The following is a 16,718-nucleotide window of genomic DNA, read 5'->3' as shown; positions in this document are numbered from 1 at the left end:
TGGATGTCAGTGCCGGCTGCTTACATGAGCCCATGGACACCGTGCACACGACCGCCGCCCTCCTCCCGGACCCCGCCGAGCTCCGCGCGCACCTGCGCGCGCTGGCCGTGCTGGACCAGGCGATCTGCCGCGACCCGCGGTTCTCCCGCTACTCCTTCTCCACCACCTGGGGGCCTGGGACGGAGGCGGCCCTGATGGACAACGGCTCGGGTGACGACTTCTCCGTCGTCTTCACCCCGGCCGGTGTGCTCGTCCGCGGCTTCGACCACGAGTCGGAGATGAGCCCGTACGGCACGGACGACGAACAGGTCTGGCCCGGTGTCATCGACGAGGTGCCCGCTGCGCTGCGCCCGCTCCTGGACGACCCGGCCTTTGTCGACGAGGGCCTCGGCGCCCCGCGGGTCACCGCCTGCCTGTGGTGGGAGACCGGCGGCAGCGCCTGGCGCACCGGCTCGGGCATCGAGTTCCCCTCGGACAGCCCGGACCCGGACGGCTCCGGGCACCTCTTCCGCCTCCTCACCGACCGCTCCCCTGAGACCGTCCAGGCGCACTTCGAGGAGGACTACGGGCGGCCCGTCCCCCTCGACACCGTCCGCCACGTCCTCGCGGGCCACCCCCTGACCCCCGAAGCCGCCCACGGCCTCAACCCGGCCGCCCTCTCCGACGAGGCCCTGCTCCGCCGGATCGCCGCCGACCCCGAGGTCGAGGCGTACCTCGCCTGCGACGGCGAGTTCGACCTCACGCGGACCGACCCCATCGAGTCGATCGCCCTGCCGGCCGGTCTCCCGGTGGAGCCCGTGGCAGGCTGCAACGCGGGAGGCACCCACTACCTCTGCGGCCCGGCCGGCTCCGACCGCGTCCGCCCCGTCCTCTACACCGACTCCGAGGGCCGGGCCTCCCTCATCGCGGAGTCCCTCGCCGAGGCCCTGACCCTGGCCATCGTCCTCCCCTCCTGGCACGACGCCCTGGCCGGCTTCCGTCCCCCCGCGCTCAACGCCGACTACCTTGAGGACAACCCGGACCACCCCGAGGTCCGCTACCGCCTCCTCGCCGCCCTCCGCCTCCCCCCGGCGACCGAGCCCGAGGTCCTGGCCCGCCTCCTCACCACGGCAGCCCGCACCGTCCCGGACGGCTTCCTTCCCTCGGTCGAGGGCGAGGAGGACGCGGCCTTCGAACCGATGCTCCGTCTGCCGGCCGAGTAGGAAAGCCCCGCCGCGCGCCGCCTTCCGAACCCGACGCACCGCTACGGCGAAGCCGTGACCGCACTGCCCGACCGGATGCGCCCGCCCCGCGCGGGGGCTGTTCGCGGAGGACGCGGACCGCCTCCCCGAGGTTCGGCCCGGCGCATGCCGGATCTTCGGCAGGAGACTTTGGGGTGATCGACCTCAAGGACGTGGAGAGATGGGTCGTCACCGGGCATCACAACAGCTGAGATCCATGGACCAAAGTTCCGACAACTTTGGACCCGACAGTCGCCTTGCCTAATGAAGGGCATGGAGGTCGCCATGGATGAGGGTGTCCGGCTGGGACCGACCCAGCTCCCGAACGGTCGCCACGGCGGCATCCAGCACCCGGCGCGGCCATGCATGCGTCAGCTCCTCGGCGTCCTTGCACAACTGCTCTTCCCAGGCATCGGCCAGCTCACACAGCCGGGGCAGGCCGGGCGGTGCGGGGATGGCGAGGCGGCGATTGAGCCGCCCCGCGACCGTCACCACCTCGTCGCCGTCCTCGACCTCCGCCAGGGTCGACGGCTGAACCCGCTCCAGCAGCATCGCGAACCGCTCGTCGTCCCGCTCGTGCAGCAGGACAGCGCCGCGCCCGCCCCACGCGACGAACGCATCCGGCTCATGGACGTTGCCGGGGTGCGGAAACGACACCTTCAGCACGACGCTGTCCTCAGCCCGCCGCCTTACCGGAACGATGACACCGACGCCCCCGTGCATGACCCCACCATCCGGCACGCACCCCCAGCGCCCCAGCAACTCCTCGACGATCCCGGGCAGCTCGGCGAGCCACGCCGCCCCGACCTCCCCCTCGCGGTCGACGGTGCTCCGTGCGAACTCCTCCGGCATCGCGATCATCCCGGCACCCTACGCGCCAGCGCGCCGCAGCCACCAAGACCAAGCCGCCCGCTGCCGCCACCCGGCAGACCACGCACTACGGTCGCGATCTGGGGCCTGTCCTAGCCAGGTCGGAGTACTGGTAGGCGAACCTTGCGGGCGTCAGCTCCGTGGCGCAGCCCAATAGTCCGCCAGCATCTCGCCGGGCCACTCCGGCTCATGGGTGGGCCCCTGCGGGCCCATCGCACGGAAGTAGGGGGCCAAGTCAACGATCGGAGTTCCTTCGACTGCGTCCAGGTCGGTGAAGTGCAGGTCCAGGCCGTCGACCTTGACCAGACGCGGGAAGGACACGGCGAGCTGGTTCGGTCGGCGGTGATTGCGGTGCACGAACGTGCCCGTGGGCGGCCATGCCGGGTTGTTGCGGGGGCTGCGGGCGTGCAGCGCCACGTCGCCGGGTGAGGCCAGGTGGAAGCACCAGGTGACGACCAGGTGGGAGAAGGCGTCGATCCCCTGAAGCGTCTCTGCCGGGAAGCTCGGGTCGAGACGGATGATCGACAGGACGCCTCCCCAGTAATCGTCTGCGACGTCGGTGCGGCCGCCGACCACGGTGGCGATGGGCTGTACCTCGAACGAGTCGGTCAGGTCTCCCTCTCATCGGCTGTCAGGCAGCATCGGCCAGGAACCGGGCCGCGCGAGCGTCAGTCTCCTTCACGGCCCGCACGCCGCGCTGCTGGTACGGCGACAGTGCGGACCGCATGGTGACGGCGGGCTGGCGGGCGCGGCCGGAGCGGACTCCATCCATGGTGTCCAGGGCGCGGTTCCAGGTCGCGCACGCCTCCTCGATGGTGCCTTGACAGAGCACAGCGCCGTAGTAGCCGAAGGCCACAGAGTGGGTGCGCGCGAACGCGGCAGCTTTCCTTGTGTGGACCCTGCGCTGGAACTGGGCCAGAGCGCCCCCGAGGCCGCCGCTGTCGCGGAGGGTGCACGCGAATTCTGTCTCGTGCGCGTGACAGGGGGCTCGTGCACGGGAGGGCCGCCCGCCCCTTCCCGTCCCGGGAAGGGAACCCGCCGTCTCCCCCAGGGCGGTCGGCCCGGGAGTTAAGACCGGGTCGAAGCATCATCCGTCGCACACGCCGGCAACATCCGCGTCTCCCGGCGTGGCGACGTTCCCGTCCCTGAGCTCACCCAAGGAGGGTGACTTTCTCCACAGGGCCCCGGCGTTTACCCGGGTCATCCGGTTTGATCATGTGATGCCGTAGAGGCTGAGGACGAGGACGCTTTCGGTATGGGCCCGGCGGCCGCCGGCGGTGTTGACGTACCCGGCAAGCTTGAGCGCACCGCGGATCAGGTCGCGGACGGCGGCGAGGACTGAGGGCGTGTTATGGGTCCTGACCTGGGACTTGTCCTCGTTGAAGGTCACATCTCGACACCAGTGGACGGTGTTCTCCACCGTCTACTGAGGATTAATGCGTGATGTCGCCGGGGCTTGTGGCGAGGCCGGTGCCGATGAGGCAGCCGGTGATGATGGTGGGCCGGTACTGGATCTGGCGTAAGCCCCGGCGGACTGCGCTGACCAGTTGCGTGTAGTCGGCGAAGGCTATGTTCGCCAGGCCGCTGCGCCGCAGGCTGGACCAGATCCCCTCCACGGGGTTGAGGTCGGGTGCATAGGCCGGCAACTGGAACACCGTGAGCCAGTCCCGGGCCGTGGTCCAGGCGCGCATCGCGCGACTGAGGTGCAGGCCGACGTTGCCCCAGACCAGCACGATCGGTCCGCCGAGCTTGCTGTGGGCGGCGGTGAGCAGGTCTCGTAAGTCCTTCCAGGAGAAGCCTTTGCGGCCGTCGACCCGCCGGTCACCGGTGTGCCGGAAGACCAACCGCGGCCGCTTGCCCGGCTTGTAGCAGCACAGAGCGGCCACTGACAGGTGACGTCTGCTGCCGCCGTTGACCCGGAACACCGGGGTGACGCCGGTGCGGGACCAGCCGCGCTCGTCGCGCAGCTCGGCGAGGCGGGCGTCGACGGACGTGGGGGCGGGGTCTCTCATATCCGGGACGTGTCCCACCTCCGGAACGAAACCAAGAGGGTGGATGGGGCCCGCAGCTTTGACGCACCCCGACCGGTCGCCTATCGTACCTGTAGTAGACCGATCATCTACTACGTCTCATCACCTCCCTCGGAGCAGGAACACCATGAGCGTTCAGGGCCAGAGCAAGACGTTTCTGATCACCGGTGTCAGCGGTGGCCTCGGCCGCGCCTTCGCCCAGGAGGCACTCGCCGCCGGCCACCGGGTCGTCGGCACGGTCCGAGCACCGGAGAGGATCACCGAGTTCGAGGCTCTGGCCCCGGGGCGTGCCAGTGCCAGGCTGCTGGACGTGACGGACGAGCAGGCCGTCGTCCCCCTCGTCGACGAGGTGGAACGGAACATCGGCCCCGTCGACGTGCTGATCAGCAACGCCGGCTACGGCCTCGAAGGCACCGTCGAGGAGTCGACGATGGCGGACCTGCGCCGGCAGTTCGAGGTCAACGTCTTCGGCAGCGTCGCCGTCATCAAAGCGGTCCTGCCCCACATGCGCCGGCGCCGCGGCGGGCACATCGTGACGCTCTCGTCCATGGCCGGCCTCACCGCCCTCCCCGGAGTCGCGTTCTACGGCGCGAGCAAGTTCGCCATGGAGGGGATCGCCGCATCCCTGGCCCAGGAGGTCGCCGGCTTCGGCATCCACGTCACCTCCCTCGCGCTCGGCTCGTTCCGCACCGACTGGGCCGGCCGCTCGATGACCCGCGTGCCGCGCAGCATCCCCGACTACGACACGCTGTTCGACCCCATCAGGTCCGCCCGGCAGGCCAAGAGCGGCAACCAGGCCGGTGATCCGGTCCGCGCCGCCCGCGCGCTGCTGCGGGTCCTGGACGCCGACAACCCTCCGGTCCACCTCGTCCTCGGCACAGACGCTCTGCGTCTGGTCGAAGAGGGTCAGCGGCTGTTGGGCGAGGACCTCGCCGCCTGGGCCGACCTCACGGTCTCCACCGATTTCCCCGCCGCCCGGTGAACACCGTGACCCCGACATCTCCCTGGCCCCTCCGCCAGGGTTCCCGCGACCGAGTTTGGACCCTCCTGTGAACGAATCCCGCCCCCGTACGGCCGTCGACTTCTGGCTTGACCCGGTGTGCCCCTGGACCTGGCTGACCTCGCGCTGGATGCTCGAGGTCGAAAGGATCCGGACGGTCGACGTCACCTGGCGCGTAATGAGCCTGGCCGTGCTCAACGAGGACCGCCTCGACCAACTGCCGGAGCGCATACGCGAGCTCATGGGCCTGGCATGGGCGCCGGTCCGGGTCCTCACAGCGGCCTCGCAGGCCTTCGGGCCCGAGGTGACGGGGCCCTTGTACACCGCCATGGGCACCCGCTTCCACCTGCACCAGCAGCCCCGGACCAAGTCGACAATCGCGGCCGCGCTGCGCGACGCCGGCCTGCCCGAGAGCCTCGCGGACGCCGGCGACACCGATACCTTCGATGCCTTGGTGCGCGCCTCCCACCAGCAAGCCGTCGACCTGGTCGGCAAGGACGTCGGCAGCCCCGTCGTCGCCCTGCCCGGTCAGGACGGTGGCAGGGCCGCGTTCTTCGGCCCTGTGGTCAGCCCCGCCCCGAAGGGCGAAGAGGCAGGGCGCCTCTGGGACGCCGCGATCGTCCTCGCCTCCATACCGGACTTCTACGAGATGAAGCGCACCCGCACCTCCGGTCCCGTCTTCGACTGAGGCGCGGCGACTGCGGCGACGGTGATGGCGACCGGGGGCCCACCGCTGCCCCCTGGCGCGGTGGGCCCCCGGGCCCGGTTTCGTCGAGGCCGTCGCGGGCCGTTCTGCCCCGCGTCCGCATCCGGCGAGAGAAGGCGTCACTCCAGCACGCTCCGCCGACAGCCCACCTTCGCACGGCCGGAGGCCGTGTCGGCGGCGGCTCGTCAGAGCCGCCGGCGCCCGCGCATTGGACCTTTGGCGACGGCCGGCGCGTCGTGCTCACCATCCCGTCCAAGCCGGCCTCGGCGTCGGTGATGCACAAGATCAAGAAACTGACGGGGCGAAGTACCACGTCGCTCTCGTTGGAGGAGGTACTGCGGACGATCAACCCGGTTCTTCGGGGCTGGGCTGCTTACTTCCGCTGCGGCGCTTCGAAGCGGACGTTCCCCTACCTCGGCCGGTACGCGTGGTGGAGGCTCTTCCGCTGCATCCGGCCTGGAAGCAACTGCGGCGCCGCTACTACGGGGCCGTTCGCATCACGGAGGGCGGTCTCGTCCTCTACAACCCGGCGAAGATGCGGGTCGAGCGCTACCGCTTCCGCAGAGCGCAGATCAGCACGCCTTGCAACATCGACGAGGTAGATCCGGACGGGACTCGCTTCCGCCGTACCAGCCACGACGATGTGGCCTTCGTCGGTCAGGTCAGCGAGTACCTCGCCTGATCCAGCCGATCACGTGGAGAGCCGGATGCTCGGCCAACGGGCACGTCCGGTTCGGCGGGCGGGGATGGGAAAACCGACGCCCGAGAACGTGTAAGGCGTCCCGTCCCCACCCAACACATGCCGTTCGAGGCTGAAGCCGGGAACCCCCATCCTTCTAGGCCATCTCCTCGACCTCACCTGGCCATGACCGATGAGTTTGGCGGGCCACTATGTGCACTTTCGCGCCACCCTGGCAATCTCGAGAAGAGGTGCAGCGAGTGCGCTACGCCGACGTCAACGAACTTCCCTTACATGGGGCTGGTCTGGTGACGGGTGAGGCGTGCGGTGAGGAACGCGCGCTCCGCCTCGTTGCCGGTCAGCTCCAGCGCCTGCCGGTATGCGGCTGCGGCCTCGTCTGTACGGCCGAGTCGCTGCAGCAGATCCGCCTTGATCGCCGGCAGGTACTGGTACCGGGAGAGCCGGCCGTCCTGCTCCAGCGCCTCTACCTGCGCCAGCGCGACCGCCGGTCCGCGAGCCATCGATACCGGCACCGTCCGGTTCAGTGCGACGACCGGTGAGGGCCACTGCGACAGCAGCCTGTCGTAGAGGGCCACGATCTGTGGCCAGTCCGTCTCCTCGTACGTCGGTGCCTCGGCGTACAGCGAGGCGATCGCCGCCTGCAGCAGATAGCGTCCCGCGCGGCCGCCGCGCAGCCCGGCCACGATCAACTCGTGCGCCTCGGCCAGCGCGGCGCGGTCCCACAGAAAGCGGTCCTGCTCCTCGAGCCGCAGCAGCCGGCCGTCGGCGGCGGTCCGGGTCGCGCGCCGGGCGTCGGTGACCAGGAGCAGCGCCAGCAGCCCGCGGACCTCGGGCTCGTCGGGCATGAGGTCGTGCAGGGTGCGGGCCAGGTGCAATGCGCGGTCGGCCAGGTCGGTGCGCATGAGCGCGGGGCCTGATGGGGCGGTGTGCCCGGCGGTGAACAGCAGGTGGATCACGCCCAGCACGGCCGTCAGCCGGTCCGGCAGCTCAGCCGGGCGCGGCACCCGGTAAGGGATACGGGCGGCGGAGATCTTCTTCTTCGCCCTGGAGATCCGGGCAGCCATCGTCTGTTCCGACACCAACAGCGCCCGGGCGACGTCCGCTGTCGGCAGCCCGCACACCAGCCTTAATGTGAGCGCGAGTTGCGCCTCTTGCGCGAGCGCGGGATGGCAGCAGGTGAAGATGAGCCGCAGCCGTTCGTCGGGTACGACACCCTCCGGGCCCACGACCTGCTCCTCCTTCTGCTCGCCCAGCTCGCCCAGGGCGAGCTCGTCGACGGCCTCTTCCGGCTCCACCAGCAGCGGCAGCTTCGAGCGGAACGTCCGCTCGCGGCGGATCGCGTCCATCGCCCGGCGCTTGGCCGCGGTGGTCAGCCACGCCGCGGGGTTGCCTGGGATCCCGTCGCGTTCCCAGGCCGACAGCGCCGCGGCGTACGCCTCCTGCACGCACTCCTCGGCCAGGTCCAGGTCGCGGGCGACGCGCGCCGTCGCGGCGAGCACGAAGGCCCACTCGCGCCGGTGCGCGTCGGCGACCGCATGTCCTGCGTCCGTTTCAGCCGTCATCGGGCCAGGGGCGGGATGCCGCCCGCGACGGGCCGCACCTCGACACCGCCGCGGCCCCACTGGACGGCGGGGTTGCGACGCGCCAACTCCAGGGCGGCGTCAAGGTCGGGGGCCTCGATGATGCAGACGCCGGCGATGACCTCCTTGGAGTCGATGAAGGGACCGTCGGTGACCACATCACCGCGCAGCGAGGTGGCGGTGTCGGCGGACTGCAGCGCGTACGCCGTGATCATGGCGCCGGAGTCGATGAGGTCGTCGGCGTGCCGCCTGCTCGCCGCCTGCTGGTCGGGGGTGTAGTCGCCGGCCGCGGGGTTGTCGAAGATGAGGATCGCGTACTGGGCCATCACGAGTCTCCCTTGCTGTGTGTCTGGTCGGTACGCCTCTACGTCGGACGGGGGACGCGAATTCGACAGACCTACCCGAAGTTTTTCAGGTGCCCCGGGCCGGCTCCCGGTACCTCGGGCGATGAAGAGCGTCGGTCCTGGTATGACGACGTTCGTCCCGACGTTCCTCAACCCCCAGAACCGGGGAGCGGCTATGTGCGCAGCCAGATCATGAGCGCCGCCGCGGTGACGCTTCCCAGGAAGACGTAGCCGTGCTTGTCATACCGCGTGGCCACGGCCCTGAACTGCTTCAACTTATTGATCGCCCGCTCCACCGTGTTGCGCTTCTTGTACCGCGCCGGATCGACATCACTAGGCCGCCCGCCGCGTGAACCCCGGCGCAGGCGAGCGGCCTTGTGGTCCTTCTTCTCCGGGATCAGGTGCCGGACGCCGCGACTGCGCAGGGAGGCGCGGATCTTGCTGTTGTTGTATGCCCCGTCCGCGCTCACGCTGCAGGGGGTGCGACGTGGACGACCGCGTCCCTTGCGGGGCACGCGGATCTTCTCCATGACCGGTTCGAACTGGGTGCGGTCCGCCCGCTGTCCCGGCGTGATGACCATCGACAGCGGGCGGCACTTCCCCTCCGCCGCCAGGTGAATCTTCGTCGTCAGCCCGCCGCGGGAGCGGCCGAGGGCCTCACCTGCCGCACCGCCCCCTCCAGCAGGAGCCGCAGGCTCACCGCCGTCGAGGTCGGCACGACCCTGAGGACCCCGCCCGAGCCGCTGCCCGCCTGCTCCTGCGCCGGCACCGATGTCCGGAACCTACTCGAGCTCACCGGCAGCGAGCCCGTGCTCCGCCACGCCGCGTGCGGCGGCGAGGTCGACAAGGGCTGGCCGAGCGTCGACACGCTCTTCATGGGGCCGGTCCCCGTCACCGCCGAGGTGTCCAGGAGACGGAGGACTCTCACATCGCCCTCACCGTCGGCCCCCCGCCGGCGGACGAGCACCCCGCAGAGCTCGTCTTCGCCCGGCTCGCCCGCGAGATCGAGGAGTGGGGCCAGCACGCCACTCCGGCCGCGATCCTCGCCGCAACGCAGCAGGCGATCCAGCCCGTCATCGACGCCCTCCGCGTCGAGGCCGCGCAACCCCTCGGCTTCCGGTTCCTCGAGCGCCTGAGGCCGCCGCCGTCGAGGTCGCCGAGGAGGGGCGCCTCGCCGCCTGCGACTGCGTCGAGCCCGAAGGCCCGTCCCCCTTCGAGGTCGACGAGGGCGGCATCTCCATCCTCCACCAGGCCTGCGGCAAGCCCCCGGCCGATGACGCCTGGGTCCACGACGGCCACCTCGGGCCGCTCCCCGTCACCGTCCGCTGGGAGCCCGACTGCACCGGCGACCACCACGGCGCCTGCGACTGCCGCTGGTGGCCCGTCTACAGCCCCGTCCCGCCGACCACCGTGCAGGTCGACAAGCCCATGAGGCTCTGCAGGCCGGACCGCAAGACCAATCGCCGCACCTGCCGGGACGTCATCACAGGACAGAAGGAGACCCGCCGCATCGTCGACCACGCCGAGTGCTGGCAGGTCACCCTCACCCACCACGCCCCGTTCTGCACCAGCAGGACCCGCTGGCACACCCTCCGCGTCGGAGCCCGCTGGTGACCGGCCCCACGCCCTCCGCGGCCGAGGCCGCCGACCGCTTCCAGCAGGCCCTCCCCCCGCACCCCGCGACGCTGGTCATCACCGGTTTCACCGAGGCCATGCAGCGCATGAGCGAGGCCTTCGCCGAGCTCTCCCGCCGCCTCCGCGAGTCCCTCGCCGCGTTCCGCACCTGCCCCTGCGACACCCCGACCCGCCGGCCGGACCGCCCGGCCTGGCGCTCCCTCACGGACCCGCCCACCACCCAAGGAGCAACACCCGTGGCCAAGACCCAGTTCACCGACCGTGCCGCCGCCCGCCAGCGCGCCGCCGAGCTCTACAACGCAGGCGCTTCCGTCCGTAGCGTCGCGGCCGACTTCGGCTGCTCGTACGGCGCCGCCCACCGCCTCCTCAGCGAGGCCAACGTCAAGTCCCGATCCCGCGGAGGCAACAACCACCCCGGACGGAGGCGCTGATGGCCCCTGCCGCATCCCCGGTAGTCGGCTCACCGACCAGGACCGCGCCGTCGTGGCCGAGTTCAAGGACTACCTCGCCGGCCGCCAGGAGCAGCCGCATGCTCAGACGATCCTCGCCGGCCTCATCACCGCCGCCCTCGGCATCGCCGCCGTCCTGGCGTTCGTGGCCCTCGCAAGCCTCGACGCGTACCGCGGCCGCACCATCGCCGTACCGTCGCCCGGCCCTGACGCATCACCTCGACACTGAGTGCAGATGGGGGAATGGGTCCCAGTGCCGAGGAGTGTCAGTAATGGACTACCTGGCTAGGCCTGCTCGACGATCTCGGCGATGCGCTCGAAGGGACGGGATGCCAGGATTTCACTCTGCAGCGCCCGGGCGCGATCGCGGTAGCGCGGCTGATGGAGCACGGCCTCGACGGCGGCGCGAACTGCTGCAACGTCCGGGCGGCCGGTGCGCAGGTTGACGCCTGTGCCGCTCCATTCCACCCGTGCGGCAACCTCTGGCTTGTCCTCCGTCTGCCCGGCGACGACGAGGGGTACGCCATGGCGCAGTGCCGTGTGCACGCCGCCGTAGCCGGCGTTGGTGACGAGGACGTCGGACAGCGGCAGGAGTTCATCGAAGGGCACAAACCCCGCGAGGCGTACGTTGCCGGGGACGTCGCCGCCCAACATGGCCCGCACGATGTCGGGCCCGTCGGGACGAGCGGTGGCAGCGACGACCATGACGTCGGTGTCCGCCAGGGCCCGGATGGTAGGGATAACCAATTCGGACAGGTCGTGGTTCGCCAGGGTTCCCTGGGTGACGACCACTACCGGTCGGTCGGAGGACAGCTCCGCCCACCAGTCGGGACGCTCGAAAACGGCACTGGTCCCGGACGGGACCGGGCCGATGAGGCGGAAGCCCTTCGGGGCGTCGCCGCGCGGGTACTCGAAGGAGGGCACGGTCAGTTGGAGGTAGTAGTCCGGGACGGTGGCCCATGCGTTGAGGAAGAAGTCGGGAAAATCGACGCCTATCGAGCGGAAGAGCTCTTCGCCGTACTTCTGGACCTCGCCGAACATCTCCCGTGTCCGGGCACGCAGGTCGGAGTATGCGGCGCGCTCCTCGTCGGTGGTGGGCGGCGGCAGGCCAGGACCGTAGGGAGCGGCGTCCGCACTCTCGAAGGTGGGCGCCGAAATGCCGATCTGCACCAGGAGGGGGCGCTGGTGCCGGGGAGCTCGCAGAGCCATGGGCAGTGTCCCCAGGAGTGACAGTTCACCGATGACCACGGTGGCCGGGAAGTCGACGAGCAGTTCCTGTAGGCGCGCGTCGTGGAGCGGAGCCGGTTCGAAGAACAGGTGCTTGTTGTTGAAGTTCGCTTGCTCGAACGGCGAGAGCTCGTCGTACTCGGGGTACAGCGCGGCCAGATCGCGCGTGTCGAGGTCGACTTCTGCCGCGAACGGGGTGAAACGCGCCCCGGTCCGCCGGACCTGCTCCTCGAACCGGGCGCTTGTGTAGAAGAGCACCTCGTGACCACGCGTGACGAGGTCCGATGCGATCGCCGCGAGGGGAGCGAAGTGCCCCTGCAGCGGATTCGAGGTGACAATGATCTTTGCCATGGTCTCGCTTCGAAATAGTCGGGATGCCGTGTGCCGGCCGGTGGATGGCCAAAGTCGAGGGCCGTTCGTGCGCGCGTCGAGGTGGCGGTGCCGATGCCGTGCGACGGCGGCCACTCCGGAAAAGAGGTCGTTGCAGCCTCGACCCCGTGAGTGCGCACTGGGCACGACAGACGACCGGTCGCCTATTTCTGGATCATACACAGATGCGGACCCAGACCCGTTCACCCTTCCTGCTCGGTGAGCTGGCGGCCCCTGAGCGCACTGGTCGCAGCCGCAGGTCAGGCCGTCGAGGGGCGGCGGTGTGCCAGCGGGCGGTGGCGTCGGCCGGATCGACGGTGACGACGGGGCCGGTGGGGGTTTGACCGCGCCGAAGGCGCCCCCTTGCCTGCTGAAGCCGCGCGGCGACATGCAGCGGAAGCGCTATATGGGGTGAACATCACATTTGGTCTCGCTCGGCAAGGGTTCTGGTAGCGTGCAATAGGCGACCGTTCGTCTACTTCAGAGAGTGGGTGCACGGACGCCCCGACGCCACAATTCTGGACTGCTCTTCCCAGGAAATTCGACCTGAGGAAAGAGCCCACGGAAACCGATGGATTCAGGGGCGCCGAAACATTTCTCCAGAGGGCTCGGACGAAGGGGTCCCCAGCGTCGCAGTCGCATTCTCACCGGCAAACGGGCCGCAATTTACTGGAACCGCCGAGATGTAATCCGAACCAAAATCTACCGAGCTCCGCATCCCTGATCACCCCACTGACAAGGATTGAGACCATGAAATTCACCCAGCGCATCCGCACCCCCTTCGGAGAAGAGTCGACGGCCGCCGAGGTCGTCGAAGGTGTCGACCTTTCCGGCAAGCAAGCAGTCGTCACCGGTGCCGCTTCGGGCCTCGGCACCGAGACCGCACGCGCTCTCGCCAGTGCCGGCGCCTCGGTCACCCTCGCAGTCCGTGACACGGACGCCGGCGAGCGGGCCGCGGCCGACATACGCAAGGCCACCGGCAACGACGCCGTCCACGTCGGCCGCGTCGACCTCACCGACAACGCGTCGATCACCGCCTTCACGAGCGCATGGACGGGGCCCCTGCACATCCTCGTCAACAACGCCGGCGTCATGCAGCCGCCCACACTCGACCGCACACCCGACGGCTGGGAGCTGCAGTTCGCGTCCAACCATCTCGGCCACTTCGCGCTCGCGATCGGCCTGCACGACGCGCTCGCATCGGCCGGCGGCGCGCGCATCGTGTCGCTGAGCTCCCGCGGCCACCATGCCTCACCCGTCGAGTTCGACGACATCAACTTCACCTCCCGCCCCTACGACCCGCGACTCGGTTACGGGCAGTCCAAGACCGCCAACATCCTCTTCGCGGTCGGGGCGACGAACCGCTGGGCAGCCGACGGGATCACCGCCAACGCCGTCCACCCCGGGGTGATCCTGGGGACGAACCTGACGCGCTACATGGAGCCGGAACAACTCGCACAGCTGCGCGAAGCCGCCGCGGCCGGGGAATTCGGCACCTTCCAGGGCGCGCCGTTCCGGTTCAAGACGGTCGCTCAGGGCGCCGCGACGAGCGTCCTGGTCGCGACCTCACCCCAGCTGGAAGGCATCGGCGGCCGCTACTTCGAGGACAACAACGAGGGCGAGAAACTGTCGGCCGAGGCCGTGGGGAAGTCCCCCGGCGGCGTAGCCCCGTACGCGGTCGACCCGGACGCCGCCGAGCGTCTGTGGGAACTGTCACTCGCCGCAATGGCCGTGTAAGCAGAATCCTCGCAAGAGTGGCACTGAACTCCTGCCGATTTCAGTGCCATTCAAGCCGGCCAGTCTCATCCAGTCGTAGCGGCGAGTGGGATCCAGCCTCGCTTCATGGCCGGGGGCGGGGCCGAGTTCCGCACGTACGCGGCTCCGGCCACGTCTGAGGGCCCACGCGCTGCCGCCTCTCGATTGCCCTGTTCCGCCCGCCTCAGGATCTGCGTAGCCGTGACCAGGTCTGCTCCATTCGGCTGTCAACAACGCCCAAATTCCAAGGAATCTCAGCATGACTACCACCACAACGGCCTATGCCGCGCTCGCTCCCAAATCTCGGCTGGAGCGCACCACCATCGAGCGTCGTACAGTGGGCGAGTTCGACATTCATATCGATATCAAGTACGTCGGCATTTGCCACTCCGACATCCACCAGGTCGACGAGGGCTGGGGCGACTCCATCTTCCCCATGGTGCCCGGCCACGAAATCGCAGGCATCGTCTCGGAAGTCGGCCCCCGCGTCACCAAGTTCCGGGTCGGCGACCGTGTGGGCGTCGGCTGCATGGTCGACTCCTGCCGCACCTGCGACAACTGCAAGGCCGGCAACGAGCAGTACTGCACGCGTGGCGGGATGGTCGGCACGTACAACGCGATCGGCAAGGACGGCCGACCCACCTACGGCGGCTACTCCCGGACCATCGTCGTCGACGAGAACTACGTGGTCCGTATACCCGACGCACTCTCGCTTGACGTCGCCGCGCCGCTGCTGTGTGCCGGCATCACCACCTATTCACCCCTTCGGCACTTCGGTGCCGGCCCCGGAGTGAGAGTGGCAGTCCTGGGCATGGGAGGCCTCGGCCACCTGGCCGTGAAGATCTCCCATTTCCTCGGCGCCGAAGTAACCGTCCTCTCGCAGTCCCTGCGCAAAAAGGACGACGGCCTGAAGTTGGGAGCGGACCACTACCGCGCCACCAGCGACCCGCAGACCTTCGCGGATCTGGAGGGCACCTTCGACCTCATCCTCTCCACCGTCTCGGCGCCACTCGACTTCGCCGCCTACCTGTCCCTGCTGAAGACCGACGGCACCCTGGTGAACGTAGGCATTCCCGAGGAGCCGATCTCTCTCAACCTCTTCTCCGTGATCGCAGGCCGAAGGGCCCTCGCGGGTTCAGCGATCGGCGGCATCGCGGAGACTCAGGAGATGCTGGACTTCTGCGCCAAGCACGGCTTCGGCGCTGAGATCGAGCTGATCCGTGCCGAGCAGATCAACGAGGCGTACCAACGACTGCGGGAAGGCGACGTGCGGTACCGCTTCGTAATTGACGCGGACACGATCTGACATACGTCCTTTTGACAGCGCTGCCGACGGCGGAGGCTATCGGCAGGCGACCACGCGGCGGCGTGCCCCATTACTCCCGGCGCGCCGCCGCGATGCTCGCCTCGAGCGCCGCCATCAGGTCGACGACCTCCACCGGCTCGGCCGGCTCCTCCACCTCGGCCCCCGACACTCTGCTGAAAGAACGCCTTTCGGAGGCATCCGACGTCATTCTCGGCGAAGCTCGGGAGTCACACGCGTGAGTAGTAGTGGCCACGATGCTCACCCGCCCGGTACCTAAACTGGTCCCGGCACCAACCCAAGTCGAAGCCGTTGCGGGATTCCGGAAAGCTATGGAGGCCGCCGACCGAGTGGGTATCGCCCGGGCTTTTATCCTCTCCAACCGTATCGGCGACTACCTGAGCGTCGGTTTCCGACGGTGGGCGAGTAGCAACTTGCTCGTGCCAGACCGCGCCACAAGCAGCCGTGGAATCCTGGTTGAACTGCACCACGACGAATCGGTCGCGGTGGGTGTCGACCTCAGTGCCAACTTGCCTACGCCTGGCTACGGCCCTCCTGTCGACGCGAATAACCTGCGCCTTGTCGTGGACGAAGCAGTGGCGTTGGCGGACACCCACCGCCTTCACCGTTCCGCGGATGCTCCGATCGAGATGGCAGCAACCGTATTGGCGCCCGAAACCAACCGACGGCTCGTCCCATTCGACCCGGACTTCGGACGGATGAGGCAAGTGGAGGAAACGCGCCATCCGAAAAAGCTTCGGCCTGCATCCAGCGTTCTGACGCCCAACGCCGGCGATGCAGCCCTCCGGGCATGTGCATACGAGCTCAACAGTGGCCTGCTGCATCAATTCGGCATGGAAGTCCGGCGCTGACAGCGCCTGGCAACATCGGGGCGGCAGGGGCTTGACGTGTCGGACCGCGCGGACCCGTCAGGATGCAGCCGGTTTGGGCAGCGCGCACCCTTGAAAGGCAGCCCCGCTCGTACACCGCGCACGCACCTCGGGCGGGGCTGCTCAAGCCCAGGTTCCGGGGCCGCCGTCGCGCCAGTCAACGAGCTCGGGTTCGGTGATGTCGACCGTGTCGGGATCGAGACCGGCGCGCCGCAGGAACTCCAGCAGATCGGCCGAGTTGAAGGCGACGGCGGCGAGCTGCCCGGCCTGCTTGTCGTCATACGCGGCGAGGAGCTTGTACGCGGCCAGGCGCCGCAGATCAGCGGCGGGCACCCAGGAGCTGGCAAGTTCGGGGAAGGCCGCACTGTTCGCGGGACGGTCCGGATCGACCATGACCGGCTTGCAGTTGAGCCAGCTCCAGGCGTCGATGTCCAGCGTGCGCAGACGCACAGCCCCTTGAGGCGTCGAGCCCCGCGCCCGCGCCGACCAGGATACGCAGAGCCGTTACGGAGCGTCCGGCGCGGCAGAGCAGCCGGTCATCCAGTTCGCCCACCACAGGCCCTGCTGTTGGAAGCGCTCGACCTCCTCGGCTGGCTCCGTTCATGAGAACGGACAGCAGATGTGCACCACTTCGGGAGGC

At 69.2% G+C, this 16,718-nt stretch carries 18 protein-coding genes and 4 pseudogenes; 11 read left to right on the top strand and 11 right to left on the bottom strand.

Features of this window, described 5'->3' with window-relative positions; translation table 11 throughout:
* Positions 1-32: 32 nt before the first annotated feature.
* Entirely contained in the window at positions 33-1,202 is a 1,170-nt protein-coding gene (locus tag ACIP64_RS13285; RefSeq protein ID WP_401585047.1) for a hypothetical protein, read from the top strand.
* A gap of 291 nt (positions 1,203-1,493) precedes the next feature.
* Here the strand turns inward: ACIP64_RS13285 and ACIP64_RS13280 are convergent.
* The 5 genes and pseudogenes from ACIP64_RS13280 to ACIP64_RS13260 form a co-directional block, all read right to left on the bottom strand.
* Positions 1,494-2,081: pseudogene (locus tag ACIP64_RS13280) on the bottom strand (aminoglycoside phosphotransferase family protein); the annotation flags it as partial.
* Positions 2,082-2,222: 141 nt separating this feature from the next.
* Positions 2,223-2,666: an SAM-dependent methyltransferase gene (locus ACIP64_RS13275; RefSeq protein ID WP_401585044.1), complete on the bottom strand. Its 444-nt coding sequence runs from the start codon at positions 2,664-2,666 to the stop codon at positions 2,223-2,225.
* Between the two features lie 55 nt (positions 2,667-2,721).
* Entirely contained in the window at positions 2,722-2,922 is a 201-nt protein-coding gene (locus ACIP64_RS13270) for a hypothetical protein (RefSeq protein ID WP_401585042.1), read from the bottom strand.
* Positions 2,923-3,303: 381 nt separating this feature from the next.
* Positions 3,304-3,513, bottom strand: a pseudogene (locus tag ACIP64_RS13265) (ISAs1 family transposase); the annotation flags it as partial.
* Between the two features lie 10 nt (positions 3,514-3,523).
* Complete coding sequence (locus ACIP64_RS13260) at positions 3,524-4,102, bottom strand: transposase (protein WP_401585040.1); 579 nt, start codon at positions 4,100-4,102, stop codon at positions 3,524-3,526.
* A 145-nt stretch (positions 4,103-4,247) separates the two neighbouring features.
* On the opposite strand from ACIP64_RS13260, the gene ACIP64_RS13255 reads away from it, so the two are divergent.
* The 4 genes and pseudogenes from ACIP64_RS13255 (at position 4,248) to ACIP64_RS13240 (ending at position 6,508) form a co-directional block, all read left to right on the top strand.
* Positions 4,248-5,102, top strand: a complete 855-nt coding sequence (locus ACIP64_RS13255; protein WP_401585037.1) for an oxidoreductase — start codon at positions 4,248-4,250, stop codon at positions 5,100-5,102.
* A 67-nt stretch (positions 5,103-5,169) separates the two neighbouring features.
* Entirely contained in the window at positions 5,170-5,808 is a 639-nt protein-coding gene (locus ACIP64_RS13250; protein ID WP_401585035.1) for a DsbA family protein, read from the top strand.
* A gap of 293 nt (positions 5,809-6,101) precedes the next feature.
* Positions 6,102-6,221 (top strand): annotated as a pseudogene (locus tag ACIP64_RS13245) (group II intron maturase-specific domain-containing protein); the annotation flags it as partial.
* Between the two features lie 32 nt (positions 6,222-6,253).
* Positions 6,254-6,508 carry a hypothetical protein gene (locus ACIP64_RS13240; protein WP_401585649.1) on the top strand — a complete coding sequence of 85 codons (255 nt, stop codon included), beginning with the start codon at positions 6,254-6,256 and terminating at the stop codon, positions 6,506-6,508.
* Positions 6,509-6,795: 287 nt separating this feature from the next.
* Here ACIP64_RS13240 and ACIP64_RS13235 read toward each other — a convergent pair whose 3' ends face one another.
* From ACIP64_RS13235 to ACIP64_RS13220, 4 genes and pseudogenes are all read right to left on the bottom strand, one after another.
* Positions 6,796-8,088 carry an RNA polymerase sigma factor gene (locus tag ACIP64_RS13235; RefSeq protein WP_401585032.1) on the bottom strand — a complete coding sequence of 431 codons (1,293 nt, stop codon included), beginning with the start codon at positions 8,086-8,088 and terminating at the stop codon, positions 6,796-6,798.
* Positions 8,085-8,432, bottom strand: a complete 348-nt coding sequence (locus ACIP64_RS13230; RefSeq protein ID WP_401585029.1) for a YciI family protein — start codon at positions 8,430-8,432, stop codon at positions 8,085-8,087. The genes ACIP64_RS13235 and ACIP64_RS13230 overlap by 4 nt, the downstream gene beginning before the upstream one ends.
* Positions 8,433-8,623: 191 nt before the next feature.
* A pseudogene (locus ACIP64_RS13225) lies at positions 8,624-9,109 on the bottom strand (IS5 family transposase); the annotation flags it as partial.
* Positions 9,079-9,474 carry a hypothetical protein gene (locus tag ACIP64_RS13220; protein WP_401585026.1) on the bottom strand — a complete coding sequence of 132 codons (396 nt, stop codon included), beginning with the start codon at positions 9,472-9,474 and terminating at the stop codon, positions 9,079-9,081. The gene ACIP64_RS13220 and the pseudogene ACIP64_RS13225, both read right to left, overlap by 31 nt.
* Between ACIP64_RS13220 and ACIP64_RS13215 the strand changes: the two genes are divergently transcribed.
* Genes ACIP64_RS13215 through ACIP64_RS13205 form a run of 3 tightly spaced genes read left to right on the top strand, consistent with a single transcriptional unit; the run spans position 9,462 to position 10,763 of the window.
* Positions 9,462-10,064: a hypothetical protein gene (locus tag ACIP64_RS13215; protein WP_401585024.1), complete on the top strand. Its 603-nt coding sequence runs from the start codon at positions 9,462-9,464 to the stop codon at positions 10,062-10,064. The genes ACIP64_RS13220 and ACIP64_RS13215 overlap by 13 nt on opposite strands.
* A complete protein-coding gene (locus ACIP64_RS13210; RefSeq protein ID WP_401585021.1) occupies positions 10,061-10,516 on the top strand; it encodes a helix-turn-helix domain-containing protein in 456 nt (151 codons plus the stop codon). Before ACIP64_RS13215 ends, ACIP64_RS13210 begins: the two co-directional genes overlap by 4 nt.
* Positions 10,517-10,568: 52 nt before the next feature.
* On the top strand, positions 10,569-10,763 hold the full coding sequence (locus ACIP64_RS13205; RefSeq protein ID WP_401585018.1) for a hypothetical protein: 195 nt from the start codon (positions 10,569-10,571) through the stop codon (positions 10,761-10,763).
* A gap of 56 nt (positions 10,764-10,819) precedes the next feature.
* Here ACIP64_RS13205 and ACIP64_RS13200 read toward each other — a convergent pair whose 3' ends face one another.
* A complete protein-coding gene (locus ACIP64_RS13200; protein ID WP_401585016.1) occupies positions 10,820-12,112 on the bottom strand; it encodes a glycosyltransferase in 1,293 nt (430 codons plus the stop codon).
* Between the two features lie 768 nt (positions 12,113-12,880).
* Between ACIP64_RS13200 and ACIP64_RS13195 the strand changes: the two genes are divergently transcribed.
* From ACIP64_RS13195 to ACIP64_RS13185, 3 genes are all read left to right on the top strand, one after another.
* Positions 12,881-13,867, top strand: coding sequence for an SDR family NAD(P)-dependent oxidoreductase (locus ACIP64_RS13195; RefSeq protein WP_401585014.1), 987 nt, complete (start codon positions 12,881-12,883; stop codon positions 13,865-13,867).
* 277 nt (positions 13,868-14,144) lie between these two features.
* Positions 14,145-15,191, top strand: a complete 1,047-nt coding sequence (locus ACIP64_RS13190; RefSeq protein ID WP_401585011.1) for an NAD(P)-dependent alcohol dehydrogenase — start codon at positions 14,145-14,147, stop codon at positions 15,189-15,191.
* Positions 15,192-15,520: 329 nt separating this feature from the next.
* Positions 15,521-16,060: a hypothetical protein gene (locus tag ACIP64_RS13185; RefSeq protein WP_401585009.1), complete on the top strand. Its 540-nt coding sequence runs from the start codon at positions 15,521-15,523 to the stop codon at positions 16,058-16,060.
* A gap of 141 nt (positions 16,061-16,201) precedes the next feature.
* Here the strand turns inward: ACIP64_RS13185 and ACIP64_RS13180 are convergent, their stop codons facing one another.
* The gene (locus tag ACIP64_RS13180; protein ID WP_401585006.1) at positions 16,202-16,528 is read right to left on the bottom strand and encodes a hypothetical protein; all 327 of its coding nucleotides are present in this window, start codon (positions 16,526-16,528) and stop codon (positions 16,202-16,204) included.
* Positions 16,529-16,718 lie beyond the last annotated feature (190 nt).

Source organism: Streptomyces sp. NPDC088733, assembly GCF_044751185.1.
GTDB lineage: Bacteria > Actinomycetota > Actinomycetes > Streptomycetales > Streptomycetaceae > Actinacidiphila.
The sequence above is the reverse complement of the archived record's forward strand: the minus strand, read 5'-3'. Positions and strand labels throughout refer to the sequence as shown.